Source organism: Luteimicrobium xylanilyticum (assembly GCF_009429125.1).
Taxonomy (GTDB): domain Bacteria; phylum Actinomycetota; class Actinomycetes; order Actinomycetales; family Cellulomonadaceae; genus Luteimicrobium; species Luteimicrobium xylanilyticum.
The window spans coordinates 2,761,969-2,787,797 of the sequence record NZ_CP045529.1 but is presented as its reverse complement, the minus strand read 5'-3'; the positions used below and the strand labels follow the sequence as shown (position 1 = coordinate 2,787,797).

The 25,829-nt window shown below is 72.9% G+C and carries 16 protein-coding genes and 1 pseudogene; 10 read left to right on the top strand and 7 right to left on the bottom strand.

Annotated features, from left to right (window positions below; genetic code table 11):
* Positions 1-274: 274 nt before the first annotated feature.
* Positions 275-1,663, bottom strand: a complete 1,389-nt coding sequence (locus KDY119_RS12340; protein WP_153022376.1) for a coiled-coil domain-containing protein — start codon at positions 1,661-1,663, stop codon at positions 275-277.
* A 301-nt stretch (positions 1,664-1,964) separates the two neighbouring features.
* Between KDY119_RS12340 and KDY119_RS12335 the strand changes: the two genes are divergently transcribed.
* Genes KDY119_RS12335 through KDY119_RS12325 form a run of 3 tightly spaced genes read left to right on the top strand, consistent with a single transcriptional unit; the run spans position 1,965 to position 5,194 of the window.
* Positions 1,965-3,146: a hypothetical protein gene (locus KDY119_RS12335; RefSeq protein ID WP_153022375.1), complete on the top strand. Its 1,182-nt coding sequence runs from the start codon at positions 1,965-1,967 to the stop codon at positions 3,144-3,146.
* Between the two features lie 43 nt (positions 3,147-3,189).
* The gene (locus KDY119_RS12330) at positions 3,190-4,245 is read left to right on the top strand and encodes a hypothetical protein (protein WP_153022374.1); all 1,056 of its coding nucleotides are present in this window, start codon (positions 3,190-3,192) and stop codon (positions 4,243-4,245) included.
* A 10-nt stretch (positions 4,246-4,255) separates the two neighbouring features.
* A complete protein-coding gene (locus KDY119_RS12325) occupies positions 4,256-5,194 on the top strand; it encodes a tetratricopeptide repeat protein (protein WP_036948004.1) in 939 nt (312 codons plus the stop codon).
* A 63-nt stretch (positions 5,195-5,257) separates the two neighbouring features.
* Here the strand turns inward: KDY119_RS12325 and glgB are convergent, their stop codons facing one another.
* The 3 genes and pseudogenes from glgB to KDY119_RS19425 all read right to left on the bottom strand — a co-directional run.
* A complete protein-coding gene (gene glgB / locus KDY119_RS12320) occupies positions 5,258-7,468 on the bottom strand; it encodes a 1,4-alpha-glucan branching protein GlgB (protein ID WP_036946493.1) in 2,211 nt (736 codons plus the stop codon).
* Between the two features lie 53 nt (positions 7,469-7,521).
* Positions 7,522-8,361 carry a LacI family DNA-binding transcriptional regulator gene (locus tag KDY119_RS12315; protein WP_036946490.1) on the bottom strand — a complete coding sequence of 280 codons (840 nt, stop codon included), beginning with the start codon at positions 8,359-8,361 and terminating at the stop codon, positions 7,522-7,524.
* Between the two features lie 1,655 nt (positions 8,362-10,016).
* A pseudogene (locus KDY119_RS19425) lies at positions 10,017-10,934 on the bottom strand (glycosyl hydrolase 2 galactose-binding domain-containing protein); the annotation flags it as partial.
* A gap of 153 nt (positions 10,935-11,087) precedes the next feature.
* Between KDY119_RS19425 and KDY119_RS12305 the strand changes: the two are divergent.
* From KDY119_RS12305 to KDY119_RS12275, 7 genes are all read left to right on the top strand, one after another.
* On the top strand, positions 11,088-13,379 hold the full coding sequence (locus KDY119_RS12305; protein ID WP_153022373.1) for an alpha-galactosidase: 2,292 nt from the start codon (positions 11,088-11,090) through the stop codon (positions 13,377-13,379).
* Between the two features lie 204 nt (positions 13,380-13,583).
* The gene (locus KDY119_RS12300; RefSeq protein ID WP_036946487.1) at positions 13,584-15,311 is read left to right on the top strand and encodes an ABC transporter substrate-binding protein; all 1,728 of its coding nucleotides are present in this window, start codon (positions 13,584-13,586) and stop codon (positions 15,309-15,311) included.
* Between the two features lie 31 nt (positions 15,312-15,342).
* Positions 15,343-16,332, top strand: a complete 990-nt coding sequence (locus KDY119_RS12295; RefSeq protein ID WP_036947995.1) for an ABC transporter permease — start codon at positions 15,343-15,345, stop codon at positions 16,330-16,332.
* A gap of 27 nt (positions 16,333-16,359) precedes the next feature.
* Positions 16,360-17,337 (top strand): ABC transporter permease, encoded by a 978-nt coding sequence (locus KDY119_RS12290; RefSeq protein ID WP_036946484.1) that lies wholly within the window; start codon positions 16,360-16,362, stop codon positions 17,335-17,337.
* A complete protein-coding gene (locus tag KDY119_RS12285) occupies positions 17,334-18,305 on the top strand; it encodes an ABC transporter ATP-binding protein (protein ID WP_227994328.1) in 972 nt (323 codons plus the stop codon). Before KDY119_RS12290 ends, KDY119_RS12285 begins: the two co-directional genes overlap by 4 nt.
* Positions 18,302-19,108 (top strand): ABC transporter ATP-binding protein, encoded by an 807-nt coding sequence (locus tag KDY119_RS12280; RefSeq protein WP_036946481.1) that lies wholly within the window; start codon positions 18,302-18,304, stop codon positions 19,106-19,108. The genes KDY119_RS12285 and KDY119_RS12280 overlap by 4 nt, the downstream gene beginning before the upstream one ends.
* A gap of 26 nt (positions 19,109-19,134) precedes the next feature.
* Positions 19,135-20,409: an ROK family transcriptional regulator gene (locus tag KDY119_RS12275; RefSeq protein ID WP_036946479.1), complete on the top strand. Its 1,275-nt coding sequence runs from the start codon at positions 19,135-19,137 to the stop codon at positions 20,407-20,409.
* On the opposite strand, the gene KDY119_RS12270 is transcribed toward KDY119_RS12275, so the two are convergent.
* From KDY119_RS12270 to KDY119_RS12260, 3 genes are read right to left on the bottom strand one after another with little or no spacing between them, the layout of a single operon-like run.
* Positions 20,381-21,823, bottom strand: a complete 1,443-nt coding sequence (locus KDY119_RS12270; protein WP_194174205.1) for a maltokinase N-terminal cap-like domain-containing protein — start codon at positions 21,821-21,823, stop codon at positions 20,381-20,383. The two genes, KDY119_RS12275 and KDY119_RS12270, sit on opposite strands and share 29 nt — an antisense overlap.
* Positions 21,820-23,613 carry a maltose alpha-D-glucosyltransferase gene (gene treS, locus KDY119_RS12265; RefSeq protein ID WP_407657400.1) on the bottom strand — a complete coding sequence of 598 codons (1,794 nt, stop codon included), beginning with the start codon at positions 23,611-23,613 and terminating at the stop codon, positions 21,820-21,822. Before treS ends, KDY119_RS12270 begins: the two co-directional genes overlap by 4 nt.
* On the bottom strand, positions 23,610-25,700 hold the full coding sequence (locus tag KDY119_RS12260; protein ID WP_322619648.1) for an alpha-1,4-glucan--maltose-1-phosphate maltosyltransferase: 2,091 nt from the start codon (positions 25,698-25,700) through the stop codon (positions 23,610-23,612). Before KDY119_RS12260 ends, treS begins: the two co-directional genes overlap by 4 nt.
* Positions 25,701-25,829 lie beyond the last annotated feature (129 nt).

The following is a 25,829-nucleotide window of genomic DNA, read 5'->3' as shown; positions in this document are numbered from 1 at the left end:
CGTCAGGAGATAGAACTCGCCGTCCTCGCCGACCGCGGCCGTCTCGTCGGTCCGCAGGTACCACCCGCGCAGCGGCGTCCGGTAGGAGCCGCCGCCGTAGCCGCGGACACGGAGCGGGACCGGAGCAGGCCCGCGTTCGCGGGCCCGCTCGACGAACGCGGCGATCAGCCGACGTGCCTGAGCCGACTCGGCGTCGCGCCGGGCGTCCAGCCGCGCCGCGAGCTCGTGCGCGTCCCGGGCGCGCCGGGCCCGCTCGTCGTCGCTGCCGCGCGCGTCAGGCGTGGGCCTGCTCCTCGGCCTCGTCCTGCGCGGGCTGGCCGGCGTCGTCCGGGTCGTCCGCCGTCACGACGGTCGCCGCGGCGCGGGCGCGCTGGGCGCGCGTGCCTGACGTGGCCGGCGGCTTGGGCGGCAGCGGCGGGTTCAGCATCGACAGCTCGGGGGTCTCGACCCGCTCCGCGAGCAGCGCCCGCAGCTCGTCGAGGTACGTCGTGATCGACTCGTGCTGGCGGCTGAGGTCCTGCAGCTGCCGGGTCGCCGCGAGCCGGTGCTGCTCGGCTTCGAGCGTCGCGTCGGCGACCGTCTGGTCGGCGAAGGAGCGGGCGTCCGCGAGGATCCGGTCCGCGTTGGCCCGGGCCGTCGCGAGGAGGTCCTTCGCGTACTCGTCGGACTCGCCGCGCACCTTCTCGGCGTGCTCGAGGGCCGCGGCCACGCGCTCCTCGGCCTCCGCGGCCTGCGACTCGGCGGCCGCGACGAGCGCTGCGGTCTCCTTCTGGGCGCTCGCGTGCCGCTCGGCGGCCTCGCGCTCGACCTCCTCGCGCCGGGCCGCGATCGCCATCTCGGCCTCCGCGAGCGCGACGCGCGCCTTCTCCCGCAGCTCCTCGGTCTCGGCGGTGACGGCTGCCGCCGCCTCCTTGCCGGCGCGCTTCGCGTCCGCGAGCTGGCGCTCGACCTCGATGCGCGTCCGCTCCCGCAGCTCGCCGGTGTCCTTCTCGGCGGCCTCTCGTAGGGCCGTCGTCTCGGCCGCGACCTCCGCGCGCAGCGCAGCCGCGTCGTTCTCGGTCCGGACGCGCAGCTCGGTGGTCTCGCGCTCCGTGACGGCCTTCGCCTGGGCGAGCTCGCGCTCGAGCGCGGTGCGCCGCTCGTGCTCCTCGGTGGCGAGCGCGCTCTGGATGCGGGACGCCTCGCGCTCGGCGGACCCGACGAGCTCCTCCGCGCGCCGCTGCGCGTTCACGAGCGACGTCTCGGCCTCGCTGCTCGCGGCCGAGCGGATCTCGTCGGACTCGCGTCGCGCGTCGGCGACGAGCTCGCCGACCTCGGTCTCGGCGCGGTTGCGGATCTGCCCCGCGGCGAGGTTGGCGCGCGCCATGATGTCGGACGCCTGCTGGTTGGCCTGCGCGAGGATGTCCGAGGACTGCTCCTCCGCGGTCCGCAGGAGCTGCTCGATGCGGGAGCCGAGACCCGAGTAGGACGGGCGCTCGACCTCGCGCGCCTGACGCTGAGCGTCCGCGACCTCGGCGGTGAGCTGCTGGACCCGGACGTCGAGCGACTCGACCTGGCCATGGGCCTCGTCGAGCGACTTCTCGAGGTTGGCGATGCGGTTGTCGACCAGGCCGCGGTCGTAGCCGCGCATGACGATCGGGAACAGGGACTGCTCGTCGGACACGAAGACCTCCACGGGTGCGTGATGGCCGCACGCGACGTCCCCCGAACCGGCTGCGCTCCCACCTCCGCGCGCGGGCGGCTGCACCGGATCTGCCGGCTCGTTCGTGTTCGTACGGCCCGATTCGGAAGGATACATGGCGAGCCTGCGCCTGTGGAGGGGCGGTGAACGTCACCGCCGAAGGGTGTGCGCGCCCCCTCGTGGATCGGGCATTCGGGACGAGCCTCCGCGCGGCGCCCCTATCCTGAGGTGTCCCCGCCCTCAGCCTCGAGCACCCTCGAGCCCCCCGATCGGAAGGAAACGAGTGCCGTACCGCATCATCGGGCTCGCCCTCGTCGTCCTCGGCGTGGTGTCCGCGGCCCTCGGCGTCGCCTCCGCGACAGTGTGGCGCGCCGACTCCACCGTCACTGCCAGCACGCACCCGGCCTCCGACGCCCCGACGCTCGTCACCACCGGTCCTGGCGTGCTCGGCCTCGTCGACGACAACGTGAAGATCACCGCGCACGCCGCCGGCGGCGGCGACGTCGTGATCGCCGTCGGCCGCGCGGACGACGTCGCCGGCTGGGTCGGCGACGACCCGGTCACCCAGGTCACCGGCATGACCGACTGGTCGACGCTCGCCACGAAGACCACGAGCGGAAAGACGCCCAAGACGGCGCCCGACCCGTCGTCGTCGGACATGTGGGTCTCCGAGACGTCGGGCTCGGGCAAGGTCACGTTGCCGTGGACCGCGCGGGACGGCCGCTGGGCCGTGCTCGTGGCGGCCGTCGGCGACGACGCGCAGGCGCCGACCGTCGCGCTCACCTGGGAGCGCGAGGTCACGACCCCGTGGCTGTGGCCGCTCGTGCTGGTGGGCGCCGCGCTCGTCGTCGTCGGCCTGGTCGTGATGTCGCTCGGGCGGCGGCGGACCCGCAGCCGGCGCCAGAAGGCGGTCCTCGCCGCGGCGCGCACCACCGTGGCGCTCCCGCCCGCGACGGCGGCCGACGGGGACGACGAGGCGCCCGTGACCACCACGGGAACTCTCACGCGCCGCGAGCTGCGCGAGCACGCCCTGCGCGAGGCCCAGAACCAGCAGCGTCGTCGCGGCCGGCAACGCGGCGGCAAGGGGGCGCAGGCCTCCACGAACCCCGACGTCGCTGCCCCGTCACCCGTCGACGAGCCTGCGCCGTCCACGGTCGCCATCCCCGTCGACGAGACCGCGAAGGGAGCCGCCGACGCGTGGCGCCGGCGCTGGAACGTCCCGGCCCGGATCGAGCCGACGCGCGACCAGCGCGGCACGCAGCCGCAGGAGCTGCCCGCTCCGGGTGCCACGCCCGCCGCGCCCCCTGCGCCCCCCGCGTCCGCGTCGCCTCAGCAGCCCGCGACGCCACCGGCGGCCGACGGCGCCACCGGCCCCGACGCGGCGCCCCCGCCCGCTGCCCCCGCGTCCCCCGGCTGGGACGACATCGTCGGCGGCGGCGAGCAGCGACGTCGCGCACGCAAGTGACCACCGCACCCCACAGGACCGCGTGAACCCTATGAGCAACCCCGTGAACCACGACGCAGCAGCACCGGACTCCCGTCGGACGCGCCCCGCGCGCCGGCTGGGCCGCTTCGCGCTCCCGACCTCCGTCGCGGTCGCCGTCGGCCTCGTCGCGACCGCGTGCTCGACCCCGGTGCCGCAGCCCACGCCCGAGCCGACCGTGACGCAGCCCGCCCTGAGCCTGGACCAGGACACCGAGATCCTCGGCAAGGTCGGCGACGTGCTCACCGTCGCGGACAAGAAGCGTGACGCCAAGGCGCTCTCGCAGCGCCTGTCCGGGCCGGCGCTCGCCATGCGCACCGCCGAGCTCAAGGTCGCCAAGGCCACGAAGTCCGACGACGACGTCACCGCGCTGCCCACCAAGGTGCAGACCGTCGTCGTGCCGACGTCGACGACGTGGCCCCGCGCCGCGTTCGCGGTGTCGGACCAGCCGTCGAGCACCGAGCCGCCGCGCCTCATGGCTTTCGAGCAGAAGTCCGCCCGCGACGACTACGCCCTCTGGGGCTGGGCGCGCCTGTTCCCCGGCACCACGATGCCGACGTTCGCGACGCCCGGCACGGGGAGCGCAGCGGTGGCGTCCGACGACACGTCGCTCGTCCTCGCGCCCAAGTCCGCCGTGTCGCACTACGTGGACGTGCTCAACAAGGGCAGCAAGTCGAAGTACGCCAAGAGCTTCGCCGAGGACGCGTTCCGCACCGGCCTGGCGTCCAAGGCGGCGAGCCTCGACAAGAACAAGGACTTCAAGTCCGCCAAGGGCAAGTACAGCGAGACGTTCACCGCCGCGAAGTCCGCGCCGCTCGCGGTGCGTACCGCCGACGGCGGGGCCCTCGTCATGGCGGACGCGTCCGCCGTGGAGAAGACGTCGGCGGAGTCGAAGGCCGAGATCGCCCCGTCGACGGCCGCGACCAAGGCGCTGTTCGGGGACGGCAAGCCCACGAACACGCTGTACGTGACCTACCGCGACGTGTTCGCGCTCTACGTCCCGCCGGCCGGGGCCTCGGACGCCAAGGTCACGGTCCTCGGCGTCGAGCACGTGCCGGTGAAGGTCTCCACGCATTCATAGAATGGTGGCCATGAGCCAGCCGACCGGACCCTCGTTCGACGTGCGCGGAGCCGTGGACCTCTCCGCCCTCCAGCGGCCCACCGTCCCGCCCCCGGGAGAGCCGGGAGGCGCGCCCGTCGCGGACGGCTACGTGGTCGACGTCACCGACGAGACCTTCCAGCGCCTCGTCGAGGACTCGACCCGGTACCCCGTGGTCGTGCTGCTGTGGCTCCCCACGGACGAGGCGAACGCGACCCTCGCGCAGACCCTCGGTGCGCTCGCGACGCAGTACCAGGGTCGGTTCCTCCTCGCGCGGGTCGACGTCGAGGCGCACCCGTCGGTGGCTGCGGCGTTCCAGGTGCAGGGGGTGCCGACCGTCGTCGCGGTGCTCCAGGGGCAGCCGTTGCCGCTGTTCCAGGGCAACGCGTCACCCGAGCAGATCCAGGGTGTCCTCGACCAGGTGCTGGCCGCGGCCGAGCAGAACGGTGTGACCGGCACCGTGCCCGCGGGCGACGGCAGTGTCCCGGAGGCCGAGCCGGAGCCCGTCGAGGAGCCGCTGCCGCCGCTGCACCAGGAGGCGTACGACGCGATCGAGCGTGACGACCTCGACGCTGCCGTCGCGGCGTACACCAAGGCCATCAAGCAGGACCCGTCGGACGACCTCGCGAAGGCCGGCCTCGCCCAGGTCGAGCTGTTGCGCCGCACGCGCGACCTCGACCTCCAGGCGGTGCGCGCCGCCGCGGCCGCGGATCCGACGAACCTCGACGCGGCCCTCGACGTCGCGGACCTCGACCTGTCCGGCGGGAAGGTCGACGACGCGTTCGGGCGCCTCATCGACCTCGTCCGCACGACGAGCGGCGACGACCGCGAGCGTCTGCGCAAGCGGCTCGTCGACTACTTCGAGATCGTCGGCGGCCAGGACCCGCGCGTCGCGACAGCCCGTCGAGCGCTGGCGAACGCCCTGTACTGAGCTCTGGTCGGCCTCGCGAGGCAGCCGGGATGCCGGTCTACCTCGCGAGGTCGGCGGGCGTCGTCACTCCTCCGGTACCAGGAACAGGGCGCCCAGCGGAGGCAGGCGTACGGACGCGGAGTGCGTGAACCCGGCCGCGTCGACCTCCTCGGCCGTCACCGTCCCCAGGTTCCCGACGCCCGACCCCCCGTACGTCTGCGCGTCGGTGTTGAGCGCCTCGCGCCACACGCCGGCCCGGGGGAGGGGAAGCCGGTAGCCCTCCTGCGGGACGCCGGCGAAGTTGATCGCCACCACCACCTCGCCGCCGCGCCGGTCGCGCCGGACGTAGGCGACGACGTCGTGCCCGGCGTCGTCGGCGACGAGCCACTGGAACCCGGCAGGGTCGTGGTCGAGCTCCCAGAGGGCCGGGGTCGCGCGGTAGAACGCGTTGAGGTCGCGCACGGACTGCAGGACGCCCGCGTGCCCGGGGTCGCCGAGGGTCGCCCAGTCGAGGCTGCGCGCCTCGGACCACTCGTCCCACTGCGCCATCTCGCAGCCCATGAAGAGGAGCTGCTTGCCGGGGTGAGACCACTGGTAGGCGAGGTACGCGCGGACGTTCGCGAGCTTCTGCCACAGGTCCCCGGGCATCTTGCGCACGAGGGATCCCTTGCCGTGGACGACCTCGTCGTGGCTGATGGGCAGGACGAACTGCTCGGAGTAGGCGTAGACCAGCGAGAACGTCAGCAGGTTGTGGTGGTAGCGGCGGTTGACGGGCTCCTCCTCCACGTAGCGGAGGGTGTCGTTCATCCAGCCCATGTTCCACTTGAGCCCGAACCCGATGCCGCCGGCGTCGGTGGGCTTGGTGACGCCGGGCCAGGCCGTGGACTCCTCGGCGATCATGACCACGCCGGGGGTGCGTCGGTACGCGGTGGCGTTGGCCTCCTGGAGGAACGCGATGGCCTCGAGGTTCTCGCGTCCGCCGTGGACGTTGGGACGCCACTGGCCGGGCTGGCGCGAGTAGTCGAGGTAGAGCATCGAGGCGACGGCGTCGACGCGCAGCCCGTCGACGTGGAACTCCTCGAACCAGTACGTGGCGTTGGCGACGAGGAAGTTGCGGACCTCGTTGCGCCCGAAGTTGAAGACATAGGTACCCCAGTCGGGCTGCTCGCCGCGCAGGGGGTCGGGGTCCTCGTAGAGAGGAGTGCCGTCGAACCGGGCGAGAGCCCACTCGTCGCGGGGGAAGTGGGCCGGCACCCAGTCGAGGATGACGCCGATCCCGGCCTGGTGGAGGCGGTCGACGAGGTAGCGGAAGTCGTCGGGGTGGCCGAACCGCGACGTCGGGGCGTAGTACCCGGTGACCTGGTAGCCCCAGGAGCCGCCGAAGGGGTGCTCGGCGACGGGCATGAACTCGACGTGCGTGAAGCCCGTGTCCGTCACGTAGGCAGTCAGCTCGTCGGCGAGCTGCCGGTAGCCGAGGCCCTGGCGCCACGACCCGAGGTGCACCTCGTAGACGCTCATGGGCCCGTTGTGCGGGTCGCGGTGCGCGCGGGCGTCGATCCAGCCGGCGTCCTCCCACGCGTACCGGGACTCGACGACGACGCTCGCCGTGGCGGGCGGTACCTGCGCGCCCTTGGCGAGCGGGTCGGCCTTCTGCCGCCACGACCCGTCGGCGGTCAGGAGCTCGAACTTGTACAGCGCGCCGGCGCCGAGCCCGGGCACGAACAGCTCCCAGACCCCGGTGGTCCCGAGGGAGCGCATGGCGTGCCGTCGACCGTCCCACGCGTTGAAGTCGCCGACGACGCGCACGGCCTGGGCGTTCGGCGCCCACACGGCGAACGCGGTGCCGTCGATGTCGCCGTGCACGGACGGGTAGTGGTGCAGGTTCGCGCCGAGGACGTGCCACAGCTCCTCGTGCCGTCCCTCCGCCACGAGGTGCAGATCGACCTCGCCCAGCGTGGGGAGGAAGCGGTAGGGGTCGTCCTCCGTGGTGTCGGCGTCCCCGTACCGGGTGCGGACGCGGTAGTCCGGGGCGTGGCCGCCGGTCGTCGGCACGACGGCGACCCACACGCCCGCGCGCTCGTGCCGGGCCGGGTGCTCGATGGTCCCTGCGTCGGGGCCGGTGACGAGCACCGTCACGGCGTCGGCGAGGGGGCGCAGGACGCGCACCGTCGCACGGTCGCCCGACCCGTGCAGGTGCGGGCCGAGCACGGCGTGCGGGTCGTGGTGGCGACCCTCGGCGAGGGCGTCGAGCGCGCCGTCGTCGGCGGGGAGCGGGGTGGACGCGGCGTCGGACATGTCCACACCCTCCCACGCCCGCCATGCTCTCGAAAGCGGACCCGCGGCGTGGGTCAGGCCGGAGCAGGGCCCGTCGAGCCGCGAGCGAGGAACCGGTGCTCGACGGCAGCGCGGTCGGCGGCCTCGCCGTGCTCCAGCAGCTCGAGCACCACGGCCCCGACGAGCCGGCCGAGGGCGTCGACGTCGAAGCTCATCGCCGACAGCGGCGGTGACGCCAGGCGGCACAGGGCCGAGTCGTCCCACGCGAGGACCGACACGTCGCCCGGCACGTCGAGCCCGCGCTCCTTGGCGACGCGCGCGCCTGCGACGGCCATCACGTCGTTGTCGAAGACGACCGCCGTCGGGCGGGGATCGCGGACGAGCAGCTCGGCAGCAGCCTCGGCGCCCGCCTCCTCGGTGTAGTCGGCGACGGCGACGACGTGGTCGACACCGGCCTCCGCGCACGCCTGCGCGAACGCCTCGTCGCGCTCGCGCGTGTGCACGAGCGCCCGCGGTCCGCTGACGCGTGCGATCCGGCGGTGCCCGAGCGCGACGAGCTCGCGCACGGCCTCGCGCATCGCGGACGCACCGTCGACGGTCACCCGCGCGACCGGCAGGCGCACGGATGCGGGCGCGAGCGCTGCCGCGGGCAGGCCGAGCTCCCGCAGCAGGCCGATGCGCGGGTCGTCAGCGACGAGGTTGACCACGACCACTGCCGCGACCGCACGGTCGGCGGCCCACCGGCGATACGTCGCGATCTCGGCCGCGGAGTCGGGGACCACCTGGAGCATGACGGCGCGGTCGACCTCCGCGAGCGCGCCCTCGATGCCGCCGAGCAGCTCCATGTAGAAGGGCTCGATGCCGAACAGGCGAGGCGTCCTCGCCAGCACGAGGCCGGCCGGGCGGGTGTCCATGGCGCCAGGATAGGGGGCCGCCATCAGGGTCGTGTCGCGCCGGCCCGCGCCGCGCCACGCGCGGCGACGACCGCGTTGCCGGTCCGCAGGACGTGCGACGTCAGCAGCTCGGCGGCTCGTGACGGGTCGAGCCCCTCGCCGCGCACGCGGAACGTGTGCTGCGTGCCGGCCCGAAGGTCGACGACGCCGTCGTCCACGACCGCGCCGGGGAAGACGTGGTCGGCGAGGACCGTGACGCCGCGGGCGAGGCTCGTCGCCGTGACGCGGATCTCGAACCCGCCCTCGCGAGCTCGGACGGCCGCGACGAGGGGAGCGGGGTCCAGCTCGAGGTCGACGTCCTCGACGAACGGGTGGACCACGCGAGCGTCGTCGCACGCGAGGACGAGGACCTCGCCCGTGGGGCGTGACGGCGAGGTGAGGTCCGCGCCGAGCGGGACGACGGCGACCGTGCGGGGCCCGACGTCGACAGGGAGCGCGGCCGAGGCGAGCCCGGTGCCGTCGAGCGTCGTGCGGGACACCTCGAGGGTCCCGGTCCACGCGTCGTCGGTGTCGTTGACGAGCGTGGCCACGAGGCGGCCGTCGCGCTCGTGCACGGACACGACCCGGTCGGCGAACGCGTGCCTCAGGGCGTACCAGAGCGGCTTGAGCCGCCCGTCCCCGTCGACCGCCGCCCACGACGTGACGGGCCAGCAGTCGTTGAGCTGCCAGACGATCGCACCTGCCGTGCGCGGCCACCACGAGCGGTAGTGGTCGATCGCGTAGGAGACGGCACGCGCCTGGTTGAGCTGCGCCGCCCAGGTCCACGTCCCGAAGTCGTCGGGCACGCCGAGGTGGGGCGCCATGCCGGCGTCGAGCTTGTCGTTGCCGTGGTCGGCCTTCTGGTGGAGCAGCCAGACGGGGTCGTCCTTGCGCCAGGCGCCGTCCACGGGTCGAACGGCCCGTTCGAGCGTGGCCCAGGCGGGCGGGCCCTGGAACCCGAACTCCGAGCAGAAGCGCGGGACGTCCGCCCGGTAGGCGGCGTAGTCGACGCGGTTCCAGACCTCCCACTCGTGGTGGGTGCCGTGGTCGGGGTCGTTGGGGTGGCGCTCCCACGGCGCGGCGCCGGGGGAGTACGGGCTGCCCGCGGAGTACGGACGCGACGGGTCGAGCGCGCTCACCAGGGCGGGGAAGAGCTCGGTGTAGTAGCCGTAACCCCAGGTCGCGCCGTCGAGCTCGGCCTGCCAGCCCCAGTCCACGAAGCCCCACAGGTTCTCGTTGCCGCCGTTCCACAGCACGAGCGACGGGTGCGGCATGAGCCGCACGACGTTCTCCCGGGCCTCGGCCTCGAGCTCCGAGCGGTGGGGCTCCTCCTCGGGGTAGGCGGCGCACGCGAGGAGGAAGTCCTGCCAGACCATCACGCCGCGCTCGTCGCACACGTCGTAGAAGTCGTCGGACTCGTAGATCCCGCCACCCCACACGCGCAGCAGGTTGAGGTTCGCGCCGAGCGCCTGGTCGAGGCGCCCCACGAGCCGGCCGCGCGTGATGCGCGTGAGCAGGTGGTCGTCGGGGATCCAGTTGGCGCCCTTGACGAACACGGCGCGGCCGTTGACCACGAACGTGAAGGGCGTGCCGTGCTCGTCGGGCGTGGTGTCGACGACGACGGAGCGCAGCCCGACCCGGCGCGCCCACCGGTCGAGCGGGGAGTCCTGGGTGCCGAGCTCGACCACGAGGTCGTGGAGCGTCGGCTCGCCGTACCCGACGGGCCACCACAGGACCGGGGCGGCGACGTCGAGCGTGAGGGTCGCGGTCGTGGCGTGAGGCTCGACGGTCCCGGTCGCGCGGACGGTCCCGGAAGGCCCGTCGAGCGTGGCCGTGAGCGCGAGAGGCGTGGCGTCCGCGTCCACGAGCCCGGACCGCTCGACGTCCACGTGCACGACGACGGTCGCCCGGGCGTGGTCGTCGGCGACCGTGACGACCGGGCGGACCTGCACGAGCCGAGCGACCCGCCAGCGCTCGACGCGCACGGGCTTCCAGAGCCCGGCAGTCTCGAGGTCCGGGCCCCAGTCCCACCCGAACGAGCAGGCCATCTTGCGGACCATGTTGATGGGGCGCGGGTAGGCAGCGGGCCGGGCACCGATGCGGGCGGCCTCGGCCTCGCCGGCCTCGAGCGCGGACGCGAGGTCGACGCTCAGCTCACGCTCGGCGCCGTCGGCCAGTGCGCGCACGTCGAAGCGATGGCCGCGGTGCATGTTCGCGGTGCGCCCGAGCACCGTGTCGCCCAGCCGGATCTCGGCGACGGTGTCGACGCCTTCGAAGAGCAGGTCGACGCGCTCGTCGGCGGCGGCGGGCGCGAGCGTGAGCGGCGTGCTCAGCCGCCACGCGGCGTGGCGCATCCAGGCGAGCCGTTCTTCCGCCGCGCCGACGTAAGGGTCCTCGATCAGGCCGGCGTCGAGCAGGATCGTGTGAGACGTCCCGGGCACGGCCGCGGGAACACCGTCGTCCACGAGCGAGGTGGTGAGGTGGGCGGGGACAGGGCCCCCGGTGGCGCGCAGCGTCCAGGCGGTGAGGTCGGTGCTTGCGAGCGTGTCGATCATCGGTGACCAGCGGCTTTCTCGGAGGGCTTTCTCAGAGGCGGCTGCGGTGGTCGACCAAAGGCGGGTCGGCCCGGCAGCACTGGCAGGATTACTTAGATCAGCGAAGAAAGCAACATCGACGGCGTTGCTGCCGTCGGTCGGACGGAGGATTCGATGACGAACGGCCCACGCACGACCGTACGCCCCGACGGTCGTGCCCACGCACCCACCAGCGCCCCCGACCCGGCGCGTGCGCCCCGGGACGCGCGCCGCGGGCCGCGCGCGGTGCACCTGCGCGCCGGCGGTGTCTCGCTCGTGCTCGCGCTCGACGAGGAGACGCGCCTGCCGCGCATCGCGCACTGGGGCGCGGACCTGGGTGCGCTCGACGACGCCGGGCTCGACGCCCTCTGCGAGGTGACGCGCCTGCAGCCGATCGGCAACCCCGTCGACGGCGAGCTGCTCGTATCGGTCGTGCCGGAGCAGTCGGCGGGCTGGCTGGGGACGCCCGGCCTCGCGGGCAGCCGCCGGGGCGCCGGCTTCTCGACGCGCTTCAGGGTCCGCGACGTGCGGCTCGAGCCCGCGCCCGCAGGCTGGGTGCACCGGCTCGTCGTCGACGCGGACGACGACGTCGTCGGGCTCGCTCTCCGGCTCGAGCTGGAGCAGGCGGCGTCGGGCGTGGTGCGCCAGCGCGCGGCGGTCCGCAGCGGGCCCGGCGTCCAGGAACCCGACTACACGCTCGAACGGCTGCTGGTCGCCTACCCGGTGCCGGGCCGGGCCACGGAGATCCTGGACTTCACGGGCCACCACCTGCGCGAGCGGAGCCCGCAGCGCACCGCGTTCGCGCACGGCACCCACCTGCGCGAGAGCCGACGCGGCCGGACCGGCTTCGACGCGGCGTTCGTGCTCGCGGCGGGGACGCCCGGCTTCGGCCACCGGTCGGGGGAGGTGTGGGCGGTCCACACGGCGTGGTCGGGCAACCACGTGACCCTCGCCGAGCGGAGCTACCACGGCGCCGGTCTCGTGGCTGGCGGCGAGCTGCTCCTCCCGGGCGAGGTCGCCCTCGGTGCCGGGGACGCCTACGCCGGTCCGTGGGTGTACGGGGCGTACGGCGTCGGGCTCGACGCCGTGTCCGCGCGGTTCCACGCGATGCTGCGCGCGCGGCCGGGACACCCGTCGTCGCCGCGCAAGGTCGTCGCGAACACCTGGGAGGCCGTCTACTTCGACCACGACCTCGACCGGCTCACCGCGCTCGCGCGGGCGGCGGCCCGGGTGGGGGCGGAGCGCTTCGTGCTCGACGACGGCTGGTTCGGCGCGCGCCGCGACGACCGTCGGGCGCTGGGTGACTGGTACGTGTCCGACGACGTCTGGCCGGACGGTCTCGACCCCCTGATCGAGGTGGTGCACGGGCTGGGCATGGAGTTCGGGCTGTGGGTCGAGCCGGAGATGGTCAACGAGGACTCGGACCTCGCCCGGGCGCACCCCGACTGGATCATGGCGCCGGGGGAGCGGCTCCCGGGCCGCGCGCGGAACCAGCAGGTGCTCGACCTCGGGAACCCGGACGCCTCCGCCTGGATCCTCGAACGGCTCGACGCCCTGCTGACCCGGTACCCGATCGCGTACCTCAAGTGGGACCACAACCGCGACCTCGTGGAGGCGGGGCACCGCGTGTCGGGCGTGCCCGGCGTCCACGACCAGACGGTCGCTGTCTACGGGCTGCTCGACGAGCTGCGGCGACGTCACCCGGGTCTCGAGATCGAGTCGTGCTCGTCGGGCGGCGGGCGCGTCGACCTGGAGATCCTCGCGCGCACCGACCGGATCTGGGTCTCGGACTGCATCGACGCCGTCGAGCGGCAGCAGATCCAGGGCTGGACCAACCTGCTCGTGCCCTACGAGCTCATGGGCGCGCACGTCGGGGCGCCCGTGGCCCACACCACCGCGCGGGACCTCCCGCTGTCGTTCCGCGGCGCCGCGGCGCTGTTCGGACACCTGGGCATCGAGTGGGACCTCACCTCGGCGGCGGAGGAGGAGCTCGACGAGCTCGCCGGGTGGGTCGCGACGTACCGCGAGCTGCGACCTCTGCTGCACGCCGGGGTCGTGGTGCACGCCGACCTCCAGGACCCCGCGTACGCGCTCCACGGCGTGGTCGCGCCCGACGGTGGGGACGCCGTGTTCGCGTGGGTCGCGACGGCGTCGTCGGCCGTGTACCCGCCGCCCGCGGTGCCGTTGCCCGGGCTCGACCCGGACGCCCTCTACCGCCTGCGCCCCCTGCTCCCGGACGCCCGGATCGAGGGGAACGCGAGCCGCTGGGGCGTCGACGTGCCGTGGTGGGGCGAGGTCGGGAGCGACCGGGCCAGGGACGGGGTCGTCGTGCCCGGATCGGTGCTGACGCGCGCCGGCGTGGCGCTCCCCGTGCTGTTCCCCGAGCGTTCCGTGCTGCTGCGTGCGACACGCGTCGGCGCGGCCTGAGGGTCTTCGCGACCGTGGCCCACGCCGATCGGAGGCGTGGGTCACGGTCCGGTAACGATCGCCAGGGGTCTTGCCAGGGATAACTTCGAGCAGTTACAAAAGTCCGGACGTCCGAACCAACGCACCGGCAGCTCGACGTGGATGCTGCCGCGGGCGGACGCCCGTCAGAGCCACACGGCAGTGGCCCGAGATCTGGGAGACACGATGAAGGTCCTCCGTCCAGGGCGCCGCGCACGGCGCCGCACCGTCGCGCTCGCGGCGATCGCCTGCTCCACCGCACTCGTGCTCGCCGCCTGCTCCTCGGGCGGGTCGTCCACGCAGAACACCGGTGGAGGCGGCGGCACCGGCAACGCCAAGAACTCGTCCATCACGATCTTCAACGGCTCGACCGGCACGATCACCGAGAACTTCAACCCGTTCATGTCCGGCACGGCGCTCCAGCCGACGCTCGGCGTGATCTACGAGCCGCTGTACTACTACAACCTTGCCGAGAAGTCCGACCCTCAGCCGCTGCTCGCGACCGGCTACAAGTGGAACGACAAGGGCACGGAGCTCACGATCACGACCCGCGAGGGCGTGAAGTGGTCCGACGGCCAGCCCTTCACCGCGAAGGACGTCGCTTTCACGTTCAATCTCATCAACAAGACCCCGGCGCTCAACACGACCGGGCTCGCCGCGACGGCCAAGGCCGTCGACGACACGCACGCCGTCCTGACGTTCAAGGAGAACTCCTTCACCCAGGAGCCCAGCGTCCTCGGCAACCAGGCGATCGTGCCGGAGCACATCTGGAAGGACATCAAGGACCCGACCAAGGACCCCAACGTCAAGCCGGTCGGTACGGGTCCGTACCAGCTCAAGTCCTTCTCGGCGCAGAGCTACTCGCTCGAGAAGAACCCGAGCTACTGGGAGTCGGGCAAGCCGCAGATCCAGGAGATCCGCTACATCGCGCTCGACAGCGCCGACGCCGCGTCGGCCGCGCTGACCGCCGGCCAGGTCGACTGGATGAGCTCCTACCTGCCCGGGCTCGACCAGCTCCTCAAGGGCCACAAGGAGCTCAGCTACGTCAACACGCCCGCGCTCACGACGTCGATCTTCACGTGCTCGAGCACCGAGCTGGGCTGCAAGGGGCCGCAGACGGACCCGGCCGTGCGCCAGGCCATGTACTACGCCATGGACCGCACGCAGCTCAACAAGCTCGCCGGCGGCGGATTTGCGGGCGAGGCCTCCCCGACGCTGCTCCTGCCCGACCGGGACAAGGACTGGATCGCCGACTCCGCGAACGTCACCGCACCGCAGACCGCCGACACGGCCAAGGCGAACGCGCTCCTCGACGCGGCGGGCTGGACCAAGGGCTCCGACGGCATCCGGGAGAAGGACGGCCAGAAGCTCTCGATGACGATCCAGACGGTCACCGGCTGGTCGGACTACATCTCCATCAACGACACGCTCAAGCAGCAGTTCAAGGCGGTCGGGATCGACCTCAAGCCGACGCAGCTCGCCTGGAACGAGTGGAACGCCAACGAGACGCAGGGCAAGTACCAGCTCTCGCTCGACTCGATCGGCCTCGGCGCGTCGAGCAACCCGTACTTCACCTACCAGGGCAAGTACAACTCGGCGAACACCGCCAAGGTGGGTGACTCCGCCGCCGCCGGCAACTTCGCCCGCTACAAGAACGCGACCGTCGACGCGGCCCTCGAGGCGGCCGGCGCGACCAACGACGAGGCCACGCAGAAGGCCGAGTACGCCAAGGTCCAGACCGAGATCATCAAGGACATGCCGTACGTCCCGATCTACATCAACTCGACGCTCACCGAGTTCAACAACTCGCGGGCGACAGGGTGGCCGACGGACGACGACAAGTACGCGTTCGCCGCCACGTGGAAGGCCTGGGACAACGGCATCGTCCTGAAGAACCTCACGCCGGCCAAGTGACCGGGTCGGTGCCGAGGAGCGGAGCGCACGCATGAAGACACTCGCCCGAAGGATCGGGTTCTACGTCATCGCCTTCTGGGCGGCGGTCAGCCTGAACTTCCTGATCCCCCGGCTGATGCCGGGGAACCCGGTGGACATCATGCTGTCGAAGCTGGCGCAGCACGGGCCCGTCACGCCCGCCACGCGCCACTCGATCGAGCTGCTCCTCGGTGCCGACTCGAGTCAGTCGCTCTGGTCGCAGTACGTCAGCTATCTCGGCCAGCTGGTCCACGGGGACCTGGGGGTCTCGGTGTCCCTGTACCCGACCCCCGTGTCGACCGTGATCGCCCAGACCCTCCCGTGGACGATCGGGCTGATCGGGATCTCGACCGTGATCTCGTTCGTCCTCGGCGTGGGCCTGGGCACGTTCGCCGGCTGGAAGCGTGGGTCGTGGCTCGACAGCCTGATCCCGGTGACGACGATGTTCCAGTCGATCCCGTACTTCTGGCTCGCGCTGATCCTGCTCTACCTCTTCGGGAGCGTCTGGATGATCTCGCCGCTCAACGGCGGGTACGACGTGTACACGACGAGTCCCGGGTGGAACGCACCCTTCGTCGGCTCGGTGATCTCCCACGGGATCCTCCCGGCGGCGACGATCGTCGTCTCGTCGATCGGCGGCTGGATGCTCGGGATGCGCAACATGATGGTCTCGACCCTCGCCGAGGACTACATCGTCACGGCCGAGGCCAAGGGCCTGCGCCCGGGTCGGATCATGCGGACGTACGCGGCGCGCAACGCCGTGCTTCCGTCCGTCGCGGGCTTCGCGATCTCGCTCGGCTTCGTCGTCGCCGGCTCGATCGTCACCGAGGCCGTGTTCTCCTACCCGGGCATCGGCTCGGCCCTCCTGAACGCGGTCAACGCGAACGACTACGCGCTGATGCAGGGGATCTTCCTCGTCATCACGCTCTCGGTCCTCGGGGCGAACCTGCTCGTCGACCTCCTGTACGCCGTCATCGACCCGCGCACTCGCCAGCGCGGCTAGGGCCGTCCCAGAGCAAGGAGGCTCCCCATGTCCGTCACTCTCTCCGAGTCCCTCGAGCCCGACGCCGTCGAGTCGCGCGAGCACCTGCCCGGCCCCACGTCGAAGCGCCGGCGCGCGCGTCCGCGTCTCACCGCGAAGCTCGTCGTCGGGTCCGCCGTCGTCGCCGCGATCGTGCTGTTCGCGATCGTGGGGCCTTTCGTCACGCAGAACCCGTCGGCGATCTCCGACGTCGGGCTCCAGCCGCCCGGCGACGGCCACCTGCTCGGCACCACCCAGACCGGGCAGGACGTGTTCGCCCAGCTCGCGCACGCCACGCGCGGCTCCCTCACGATCGGCGTCGTGGTCGGCGTCCTGACGGTCGTCCTGTCGTCGTTGTTCGGCGTCATCGGCGCCTACGCCGGCGGCGTCACCGACGAGGTCTTCAACCTCTTCACCAACATCGCGCTCGTCATCCCGGGCCTGCCGCTCGTCATCATCATCTCGAGCTACGTGCCGAACAAGAGCATCTGGCTCATCGCCGTCGTCCTCGCGATCACCGGCTGGGCCGGGTCCGCCCGCGTCATCCGCGGCTTCACGCTCTCCCTCCGGGGTCGCGACTACGTGCTCGCGTCCAAGGTCGCAGGCGAGCGCACCTGGCGCGTGATCCTCGTCGAGATCCTGCCCAACCTCATCCCGCTGCTCGCGTCCCAGTTCGTCTTCGCGATCATCTTCGCGATCCTCGGCGAGGCCGGGCTGTCGTTCCTCGGCCTGGGCGCGAGCAACTCGTTCACGTGGGGCACGATGCTCTACTACGCGCAGAACGGCCTCGCGCTCCGCCTCGGGGCGTGGTGGTGGTTCGTCCCGCCGGGCCTCCTCCTCGCGCTCTTCGGTGCGGCGCTCTCGCTCATCAACTTCTCGATCGACGAGGCCATCAACCCCAAGCTGCGCAGCCAGACCCGCTCGCAGCGCAAGGGCTGGCGCCTGACCGACAAGCAGCTCGAGGCCGTCAAGGAGGACGCGCTGTGACCGCCCCGACCACCGACCGCGCGCGCGGCGCCGCCCCCACCGGGCCCGTCGTGCTCACCATCGACGACGTGTCCGTCGACTACCTCGTCGACGAGCCCGTCCACGCCGTCCGGAACGTCTCGCTCGAGCTCGCCCGCGGCGAGGTGCTCGGCCTCGCCGGCGAGTCCGGCTGCGGCAAGTCCACGCTCGCGTACGCGGTGACGCGACTGCTCAAGCCCCCGGCCCTCGTCACCGGCGGCCGGATCGAGTTCCACTCGCGCGAAGGCTACGCCGTCGACCTCACCGCGATCCGCGGCGAGGACCTGCGCCAGTTCCGCTGGGACAAGGTCGCCATGGTGTTCCAGGGCGCGATGAACTCGCTCAACCCCGTCATCAACGTCCAGGCCCAGCTCGAGGACGTGTTCTCCACGCACCGGCCCGAGATGAAGAAGGCCGAGCGGCGCCGTCGGGCGGGTGAGCTCCTCGAGCGCGTGGGCGTCGACCGGGCCCGGCTCAAGGCCTTCCCCCACGAGCTGTCCGGCGGCATGCGCCAGCGCGTCATGATCGCGATGGCCCTCGCGCTCGAGCCGCAGGTCCTCATCATGGACGAGCCGACGACGGCGCTCGACGTCGTCGTGCAGCGCGAGATCCTCGACGAGATCACGCGCCTGCGCGACGAGCTCGGGTTCGCCGTCGTCTTCATCACGCACGACCTGCCGCTGCTCCTCGAGATCAGCGACCGGATCGCGGTGATGAAGGAGGGGCGGATCGTCGAGCTCGCCGACGCCCGCACGCTCTACACCCGGCCGCAGCACGAGTACACGCGCACCCTGCTCAGCTCGTTCCCCAGCCTCACGGGGGAGCGGGGCGCCTTCGTGCGCACCGGGGTCGACACGACCGTCCCGGGCCCCGCTGCAGGCAGGTCGACCGAGGAACCGGACCAGGGTCCCGACCACGACCCCGACGAACACGAGGAGGCGGACGCATGACCACCATCGAGCTGCGCGGGGTCACCAAGGACTACCGCGTGCGGGACGGGATGCGGGGCTCCACGCTGCGCGCCGTCGACGACGTCAGCCTGGTCCTCGAGCCCGGCCGGACGATCGCGCTCGTCGGCCAGTCCGGGTCGGGCAAGTCGACGATCGCGAAGATGCTGCTCCAGCTCGAGCGGCCGACCGCGGGCGAGATCCTGCTCGACGGCAAGCCCGTGCCGCGCGGGCGTCGCGGCCGCCACGCGTACCGCGGGCAGGTCCAGATGGTCTTCCAGGACCCGTTCGCGTCGCTCAACCCGTACCACACGATCGGCCACCACATCGCGCGGCCGATCCAGCTCCACCACCCGCGCCTGAGCCGTGCGGAGGTCACCGAGCGCGTCCACGACCTGCTGCGGCGCGTGCGGCTCCACCCGGCCGCCACCTTCGCCGAGCGTCGCCCGCACGAGCTGTCCGGCGGCCAGCGCCAGCGTGCGGCCATCGCGCGGGCGCTCGCGCCGTCCCCCGGTATCCTCGTCGCGGACGAACCCGTCTCCATGCTCGACGTCTCCATCCGGCTCGGGGTCCTCAACCTCCTGGGTGACCTGCAGCGACAGGAGGACCTCGGCGTCCTGTACATCACGCACGACCTCGCGACGGCGCGCCACTTCTCCGACGAGATCCTCGTGATGTACAAGGGGGTGATCGTCGAGCGCGGACCGGCGGACGACGTCATTCTGAACCCGAAGCACGAGTACACCCGGCTGCTCGCGGCCGCGGCGCCCAACCCGGAGCGCCGCCTCGCCGAGCTCTCGTCCTGAGCCGACCGGGGACGAAGGGAGCACCCGTGTCGACACCGACGGCGGGATCCGGCTCGACCCACACGAACAGCCGGTCCGTGATCCTCGACGCCGTCCGTGCCGCCGGGACGATCAGCCGCGTCGAGCTGGTCCGGGGTACCGGCCTGACGGGGGCGACCGTCTCGACGGTCGTCCGGCGCCTGATCGACGACGGCCTCGTCACGGAGATCGGGACCGCGGAGTCGACGGGCGGCAAGCCCCGCACCATGCTGCGGCTCGACCCGGCCGCGCGGTACGCCGTCGGCGTGCACCTCGACCACGGCTTCGTCACGTACGTGGTCACGGACCTGGGCGGGGACATCGTCGCGCGGACCCGCCGGGCCGGCATCGGCACGGCCGGCCCGGTCGAGGTGGTCGCGCGGATGACCGGGGAGATCGGGGCGGTCGTCTCGGCCGCCGGCGTCGACCGGGACCGCGTGCTCGGCGTCGGCGTCGGGATGCCGGGGCCCGTGTTCCAGGGGACGGCCGACGCGATCGCGCCACCGGCCCTCGCCGCCTGGTCCGACTTCCCGTTCGCGCAGGCGCTCGAGCGCTCCGTCGGTCTACCCACCCTCATGGACAACGACGCGACGGCAGGTGCGCTCGGCGAGCACTGGGCCCGCGCCGTCCCGGGGTCGGTCTGCCTGGCCGCCGTGTACATGGGGACGGGCATCGGCGGCGGCGTCGTCGTCGGCGGCACTCCCTACCGCGGCGCCAGCGGCAACACGGTCGAGGTCGGGCACATCTGCGTCGACCTCGACGGCCCCGAGTGCTGGTGCGGCAACCGCGGGTGCGTGGAGATCCTCGCGGGGCCGGCCACGGTCGTCGCGCGCGCCCGCGAACGGGGGATCCTCGAGCCCGGCGACGCCTCGACGGTTGCCGCCACCGCGTCGGTGTCCGGCGAGTTCGCCGCGGTGGCCCGGCTCGCGCTCCAGGGTGACGACGGCGCGCTCGAGCTCCTCGAGGACTCGGCCCGCTACGTCGCGGTCGCCGCCCACACGGTCGCGACCATCATGGACACCGACCACGTCGTGCTCACGGGCCCGTCGTTCGGGGTGGCCGGGTCGGTGTACCTGCCCGTGGTCCGGACCGAGCTCGAGACCCGCTACTTCGCGCGGGGCAACCACACGGTCGGGGTGACGATCTCGCCGCACGCCTACGAGGCGGCGGCCGTGGGTGCAGCGGCGATGGTCCTCCAGTCCGAGCTCGTGCCCCGGCAGACGAGCGTCGTCCTGCCCGCGTCGTCGCCCGAGCTCACGGTCCGGACGGCGTCGCGCCGCTGACACCGGTCGCACGCTCGAGGAGACGGTCGACGCCCGCGAGCGGGATGCCCACCCAGTCCGGTCGGTTCCGCACCTCGTAGACGACCTCGTAGAGCGCCTTGTCGAGCTCGAGCGCGGCGAGCAGGTCGTCCTGCCCTGTGCCGCCCGGCGTCGCGGCGTCCCCGCCGCTCCCGGCGCGGTACGCCGCCCGGAACGCGTCCCGCGCGTCGGCGGCCCACCGGGTCCCGTGCGCGCGCCCGACGGCGGCCGCGTAGTCGAACGAGCGCAGCATCCCCGCCGCGTCGCGCAGCGCGAGGTCGGGGCGGGTCCGCTCGGCGACCGGGCGCAGCGGCTCGCCCTCGAAGTCGAGCACCCGCCAGCCGTCCGCGCCGTGCAGCACCTGACCGAGGTGCAGGTCGCCGTGGATGCGCTGCAGCCGCGGCAGCGCGTGCCGCTCGCCCGCCGCCGCCAGTGCCGCCTCCGCCCGGGCGTGCACGCGCGCGATCGCCTCCTCCCGGCGCGCCAGCACCGGCGCCTCGCCGACCGCCCGCACGGCTCGCGCCCGCAGGTCGTCGACCAGCCACGCGCCGTCCACGACCGGGCCTGTGCCGTACGCCCGCCGGAGGGCGGCGTGCAGCTGCGCGACGAGCGTCCCGAGCGCTGCCGCGTGCTCGGCGAACGACGCCGCCCGCCCCGCGAAGGCGCACGCGAGCTCGAAGCCGTCGTCGGCGCGCGGCACCAGCTCGGACAGGATCGCGAGGTGCAGCTCGACCGGCTCGCCACCGCCGGACTCGTCGACCGACCACCACGCGAGCGGGCGCGGCACCCCGTGCCAGCCCGTGCGCGCGAGCGCCCGCGGCACGTCGAGGTCCGGGTTCGGCCCGGGCGCGACCGTCCGCAGGATCTTGAGGATCGCGCCACCCGCCACCTGCGGCATCAGCACCGACGTGTTCGACTGCTCGCCCGCGACCGCCCGCGCGGCCGCCAGGTCGGGCACGCCGTGCGGGTCGGGTGCGCCGCCCGCGGCGCCGGCCCCGTCCTCCCAGCGCGCCCCCGCGAGGACCGCAGCCCAGAACGCCCGGTGGCGTGCGCCGTCGTGCACGACGTACTCGACCCCGTCGCGTGCGAGCGTCCCGACGGCGCTCGCGGGCGCGGCCCGGCCGTCCGTCGGGGCGGGCTCGACGACCACCGGCACGTGCAGCAGCGGCGTGCCGGGGGAGGCGGTGTCGTCGTCCGTGGCGCGTGCGACGTCGACGAGCAACGACGCCACGCCCGGCGCGAGCGGTACCGTCCGCACCAGCCGGATCCGCGTCGCCACCCCCTTGACGGGGAACCAGCGCTGCGTCGGCAACCACGGGGCCAGCACGCCGACGACCGCGGAGGCCGGGACGGGCCCGACCGACGCTTCCGAGGACTGCTCCGGGGACGTCGTCACGGGAGGGGTGCCTCCTGCCGGCCGTCCGTCAGGACGAGCCAGTAGAAGTCGCGCGAGCCGAGCGTCAGGCGGACGTGCTCGTCCTCGCCGACCGGCGGGAACGTCGCACCACCGAACACGTCCGTGAGCACGGCGCCCCCGTGACCAGGCAGCCGGAGCGTCGCCGACGACGCCGTGGAGGACAGGTTCGCGACGCACAGGATCGTCTCCTCGTCCGTCGCGCGCAGGAAGGCGAGGACGGACTCCTCGGTCGACGTGACCTGCGTGAACGACCCGCACCCGAACGCGCGGTGCAGCCGCCGCACCTTGAGCATGCCGTGCAGCCAGTGCAGCAGCGACGTCGGCTGGGCGAGCTGCGCCTCGACGTTCGTGTGCGCGTAGTGGTGCACGAGCGACTGCACGAGCGGCAGGTACACCTTGCCGGGGTCGGCCGTCGAGAAGCCCGCGTTGCGGTCGGGCGTCCACTGCATGGGCGTGCGGACCGCGTCACGGTCGGGCAGCCAGATGTTGTCGCCCATGCCGATCTCGTCGCCGTAGTACAGGCACGGGCTGCCCGGGAGGCTGAGCAGCAGCGCGTGCGCGAGCTCGATCTCCTTGCGCGAGTTGTCGAGGAGCGGCGCCAGCCGACGGCGGATCCCGATGTTCGCGCGCATGCGCGGGTCCTTCGCGTACCAGCCGTACATGGCCGCACGCTCCTCCGTCGAGACCATCTCGAGCGTCAGCTCGTCGTGGTTGCGCAGGAACGTGCTCCACTGGGCGCCGCCCGCCGGCACCTCGGGAGTGTCCGCGAGGATGTCGACGAGCTGCGTCGAGCGCTGGTCACGGATCGCGTAGAAGATGCGCGGCATCACCGGGAAGTGGAAGCACATGTGGCACTCCGGCTCCTCCTCGGTCCCGAAGTACTCCACGACCTCGTTGGGCCACTGGTTCGCCTCCGCAAGCAGGATCCGACCCGGGAACTCCGTGTCGACCATCTTCCGCATGCGCCGCAGGAACGCGTGCGTCTCGGGGAGGTTCTCGCAGTTCGTGCCCTCGCGCTCGAACAGGTACGGCACCGCGTCCAGGCGGAACCCGTCGACGCCGACCTGCAGCCAGTACCGCGCGACGTCCACCATCGCGTCCTGGACGTGCGGGTTGTCGAAGTTCAGGTCCGGCTGGTGGGAGAAGAACCGGTGCCAGAAGTACTGGCGGCGCACCGGGTCGAACGTCCAGTTGCTCGTCTCGGTGTCCGTGAAGATGATCCGGGCGTCCGCGTACTGCGTGTTGTCGTCGCTCCACACGTAGAAGTCGCCGTACGGCCCGTCCGGGTCGTTGCGCGACGCCTGGAACCACGGGTGCGCGTCGCTCGTGTGGTTCATCACGAGGTCGATGACCACCCGGATGCCCCGCTCGTGGGCCTTCTCCACGAGCTCGAGGAAGTCCGCCATGGTGCCGAACTGGGGCGCGATCGCCGTGTAGTCGGAGACGTCGTACCCGCCGTCGCGCAGGGGAGACGGGTAGAACGGCGGCAGCCACAGGCAGTCGATCCCGATCCACTGCAGGTAGTCGAGCCGCTCGATCAGGCCCCGCAGGTCACCCGTGCCGTCGCCGTCGGCGTCCGAGAACGCGCGCGTGATGACCTCGTAGAAGACGGCGGTCTTGTACCACTCGGGGTCGTCGGACAGGCCGTGGCGCTCCATGCCCGGCGGCTGCGGCTGCTGCGCCGGCGGCAGGGCCCACGTCGGGATCGGGGCGGTGGGCGGCGCCGAGACCAGGTGCTGGGGAGCCATGCCGCGCGTCGGGTCCGTCATGAGGGCCTCACGTGCACGACGTGCGCCACCTGGACGGCCGGGTCGAGCCGCACGTATGCGTTCCGGCCCCACGCGAACGACGCGCCCGAGAGCTCGTCGTGCGCCTCCATCACCGGGAACCACGGATCCGAACCGGCACGCTCCTGCCTGTCCGCGGAGATCCCCAGGGCGTCGAGGTCGAGGAACACGGTCGTCTCCTGCACGTGGTGCGGGTCGAGGTTCACGACGACGAGCACCGTGTCGCCGACGGCGTCCGCGCGCGTCCCGGTGCTCGCCCCCGACTCCGACGACGGCGGGAGGCGGCGCGAGAACGCGAGCACCTGGTCGTTCGCCGTCGGGTGGACCGTGAGGTTGCGGAGCTGGCGCAACGCCGGATGCTCCCGGCGCACCTCGTTGAGCTTCCCGATCAGGAGCGCGATGCCCAGGTCGTCGCCGCGTGACCAGTCGCGTGGCTTGTACTCGTACTTCTCGTTGTCGATCTGCTCCTCGACCCCCGGCCTCGGCACGTTCTCCACCAGCTCGTAGCCCGAGTAGACGCCCCACGTCGGCGAGCCCGTCGCCGCGAGGACCGCCCGCACCGCGAACCCGGCCACCCCGCCCTGCTGCAGGTACGGGGGGAGGATGTCGTGCGTCGTCGGCCAGAACGAGGGCCGCATCACCGAGCCCAGCGGACCCGACACCTCCTCGAGGTACTCCGCGAGCTCGTCGCGTGTGTTGCGCCACGTGAAGTACGTGTACGACTGGTGGAAGCCGACCGTCGCGAGGGTCCGCATCATCGCCGGCTTGGTGAACGCCTCCGAGAGGAAGATGACCTCGGGGTTCGTCCTCCGGAACTCGGCGAGCAGCCGCTCCCAGAACGGCAGCGGCTTCGTGTGCGGGTTGTCCACGCGGAACGCCGTGACCCCGGCGTCGACCCACACGTGCAGCACCCGGAGGATCTCCTGGTAGATGCCCTCGGGATCGTTGTCGAAGTTCAGCGGGTAGATGTCCTGGTACTTCTTGGGCGGGTTCTCCGCGTACGCGATGCTGCCGTCCACGCGGCGCGTGAACCACTCGGGATGCTCGGTGACCCACGGGTGGTCCGGCGAGCACTGCAGGGCGACGTCGAGCGCGACCTCGAGGCCGAGGTCGCGCGCCTTGCGGACGAGGGCGCGGAAGTCATCGAACGTGCCCAGGTCCGGGTGGACCGCGTCGTGGCCGCCCTCGGGGGAGCCGATCGCGTACGGCGACCCCGGGTCGCCCGGCTCCGGGGCCAGCGAGTTGTTGCGGCCCTTGCGGAACGTCGTGCCGATCGGGTGCACGGGCGTCAGGTAGACGACGTCGAAGCCCATCGCGGCGATCGCCGGAAGGCGCTTCGACGCGGTCGCGAACGTGCCCGACCGCCACGTGCCGTCCGCCGCCTGCTTCGCGCCCTCCGACCGGGGGAACAGCTCGTACCAGGAGCCCGCCAGCGCGAGCGGCCGGTCCACGACCAGGGGGTACGTCTGCGACGGCGAGACCAGGTCGCGCAGCGGGTGGTGCGCGAGCGCGGCCAGCACCTGGTCGCTCGTCGCCGCTGCGAAGCGCACGTCCGGGGGGAGGCCGGCGTCCGCGAGCGCGGACGCCGCCGCCCGCAGCACCTCCTGCTCGGGCCCGGGGCGGCCCGGCACCGTGAGGATCCGCTCGAACAGCGCCGCACCCTCCGCGAGCATGAGCTGCACGTCGATGCCCGCAGGGATCTTGATGCCCGCGTCGTGGCGCCACGTCCCGTACGGGTCCGACCAGCCCTCGACGCGCAGCCCCCACGTGCCCGTCTCGTCCGGCGCCACGAACCCGCGGAACCGGTCCAGCCCCGGCGCGACGTCGACCATCGGCGACGTGGCACGGTCGTTGCCGTCCGGGCCCACGAGGACCGCGGTCGCGGCCACCGCGTCGTGCCCCTCGCGGAACACCGTCGCCTCGACGGGGACGAGCTCGCCGACCGCGGCCTTCGCGGGCCAGCGGCCCTCCGCGATCGTCGGGGACACCTCGACGACCGGGATGCGCCCGATGCCGGGGGATCCCGTGACGGTCGTCCCTTGGGGGAACCCGACCAGGGCGGCGGGCACCGAGGCGTTCGCGGTCGGTTTCGGCGCCGTCGTGCGGGCGGCGGCCGTGCGGGAACGGCGGGTGCGGGTGGTGGGGGTGGGTGGGGGGGACGTGCGGCTCGCGGCGGTGTCGGTGTCGCGGGGCGCGGC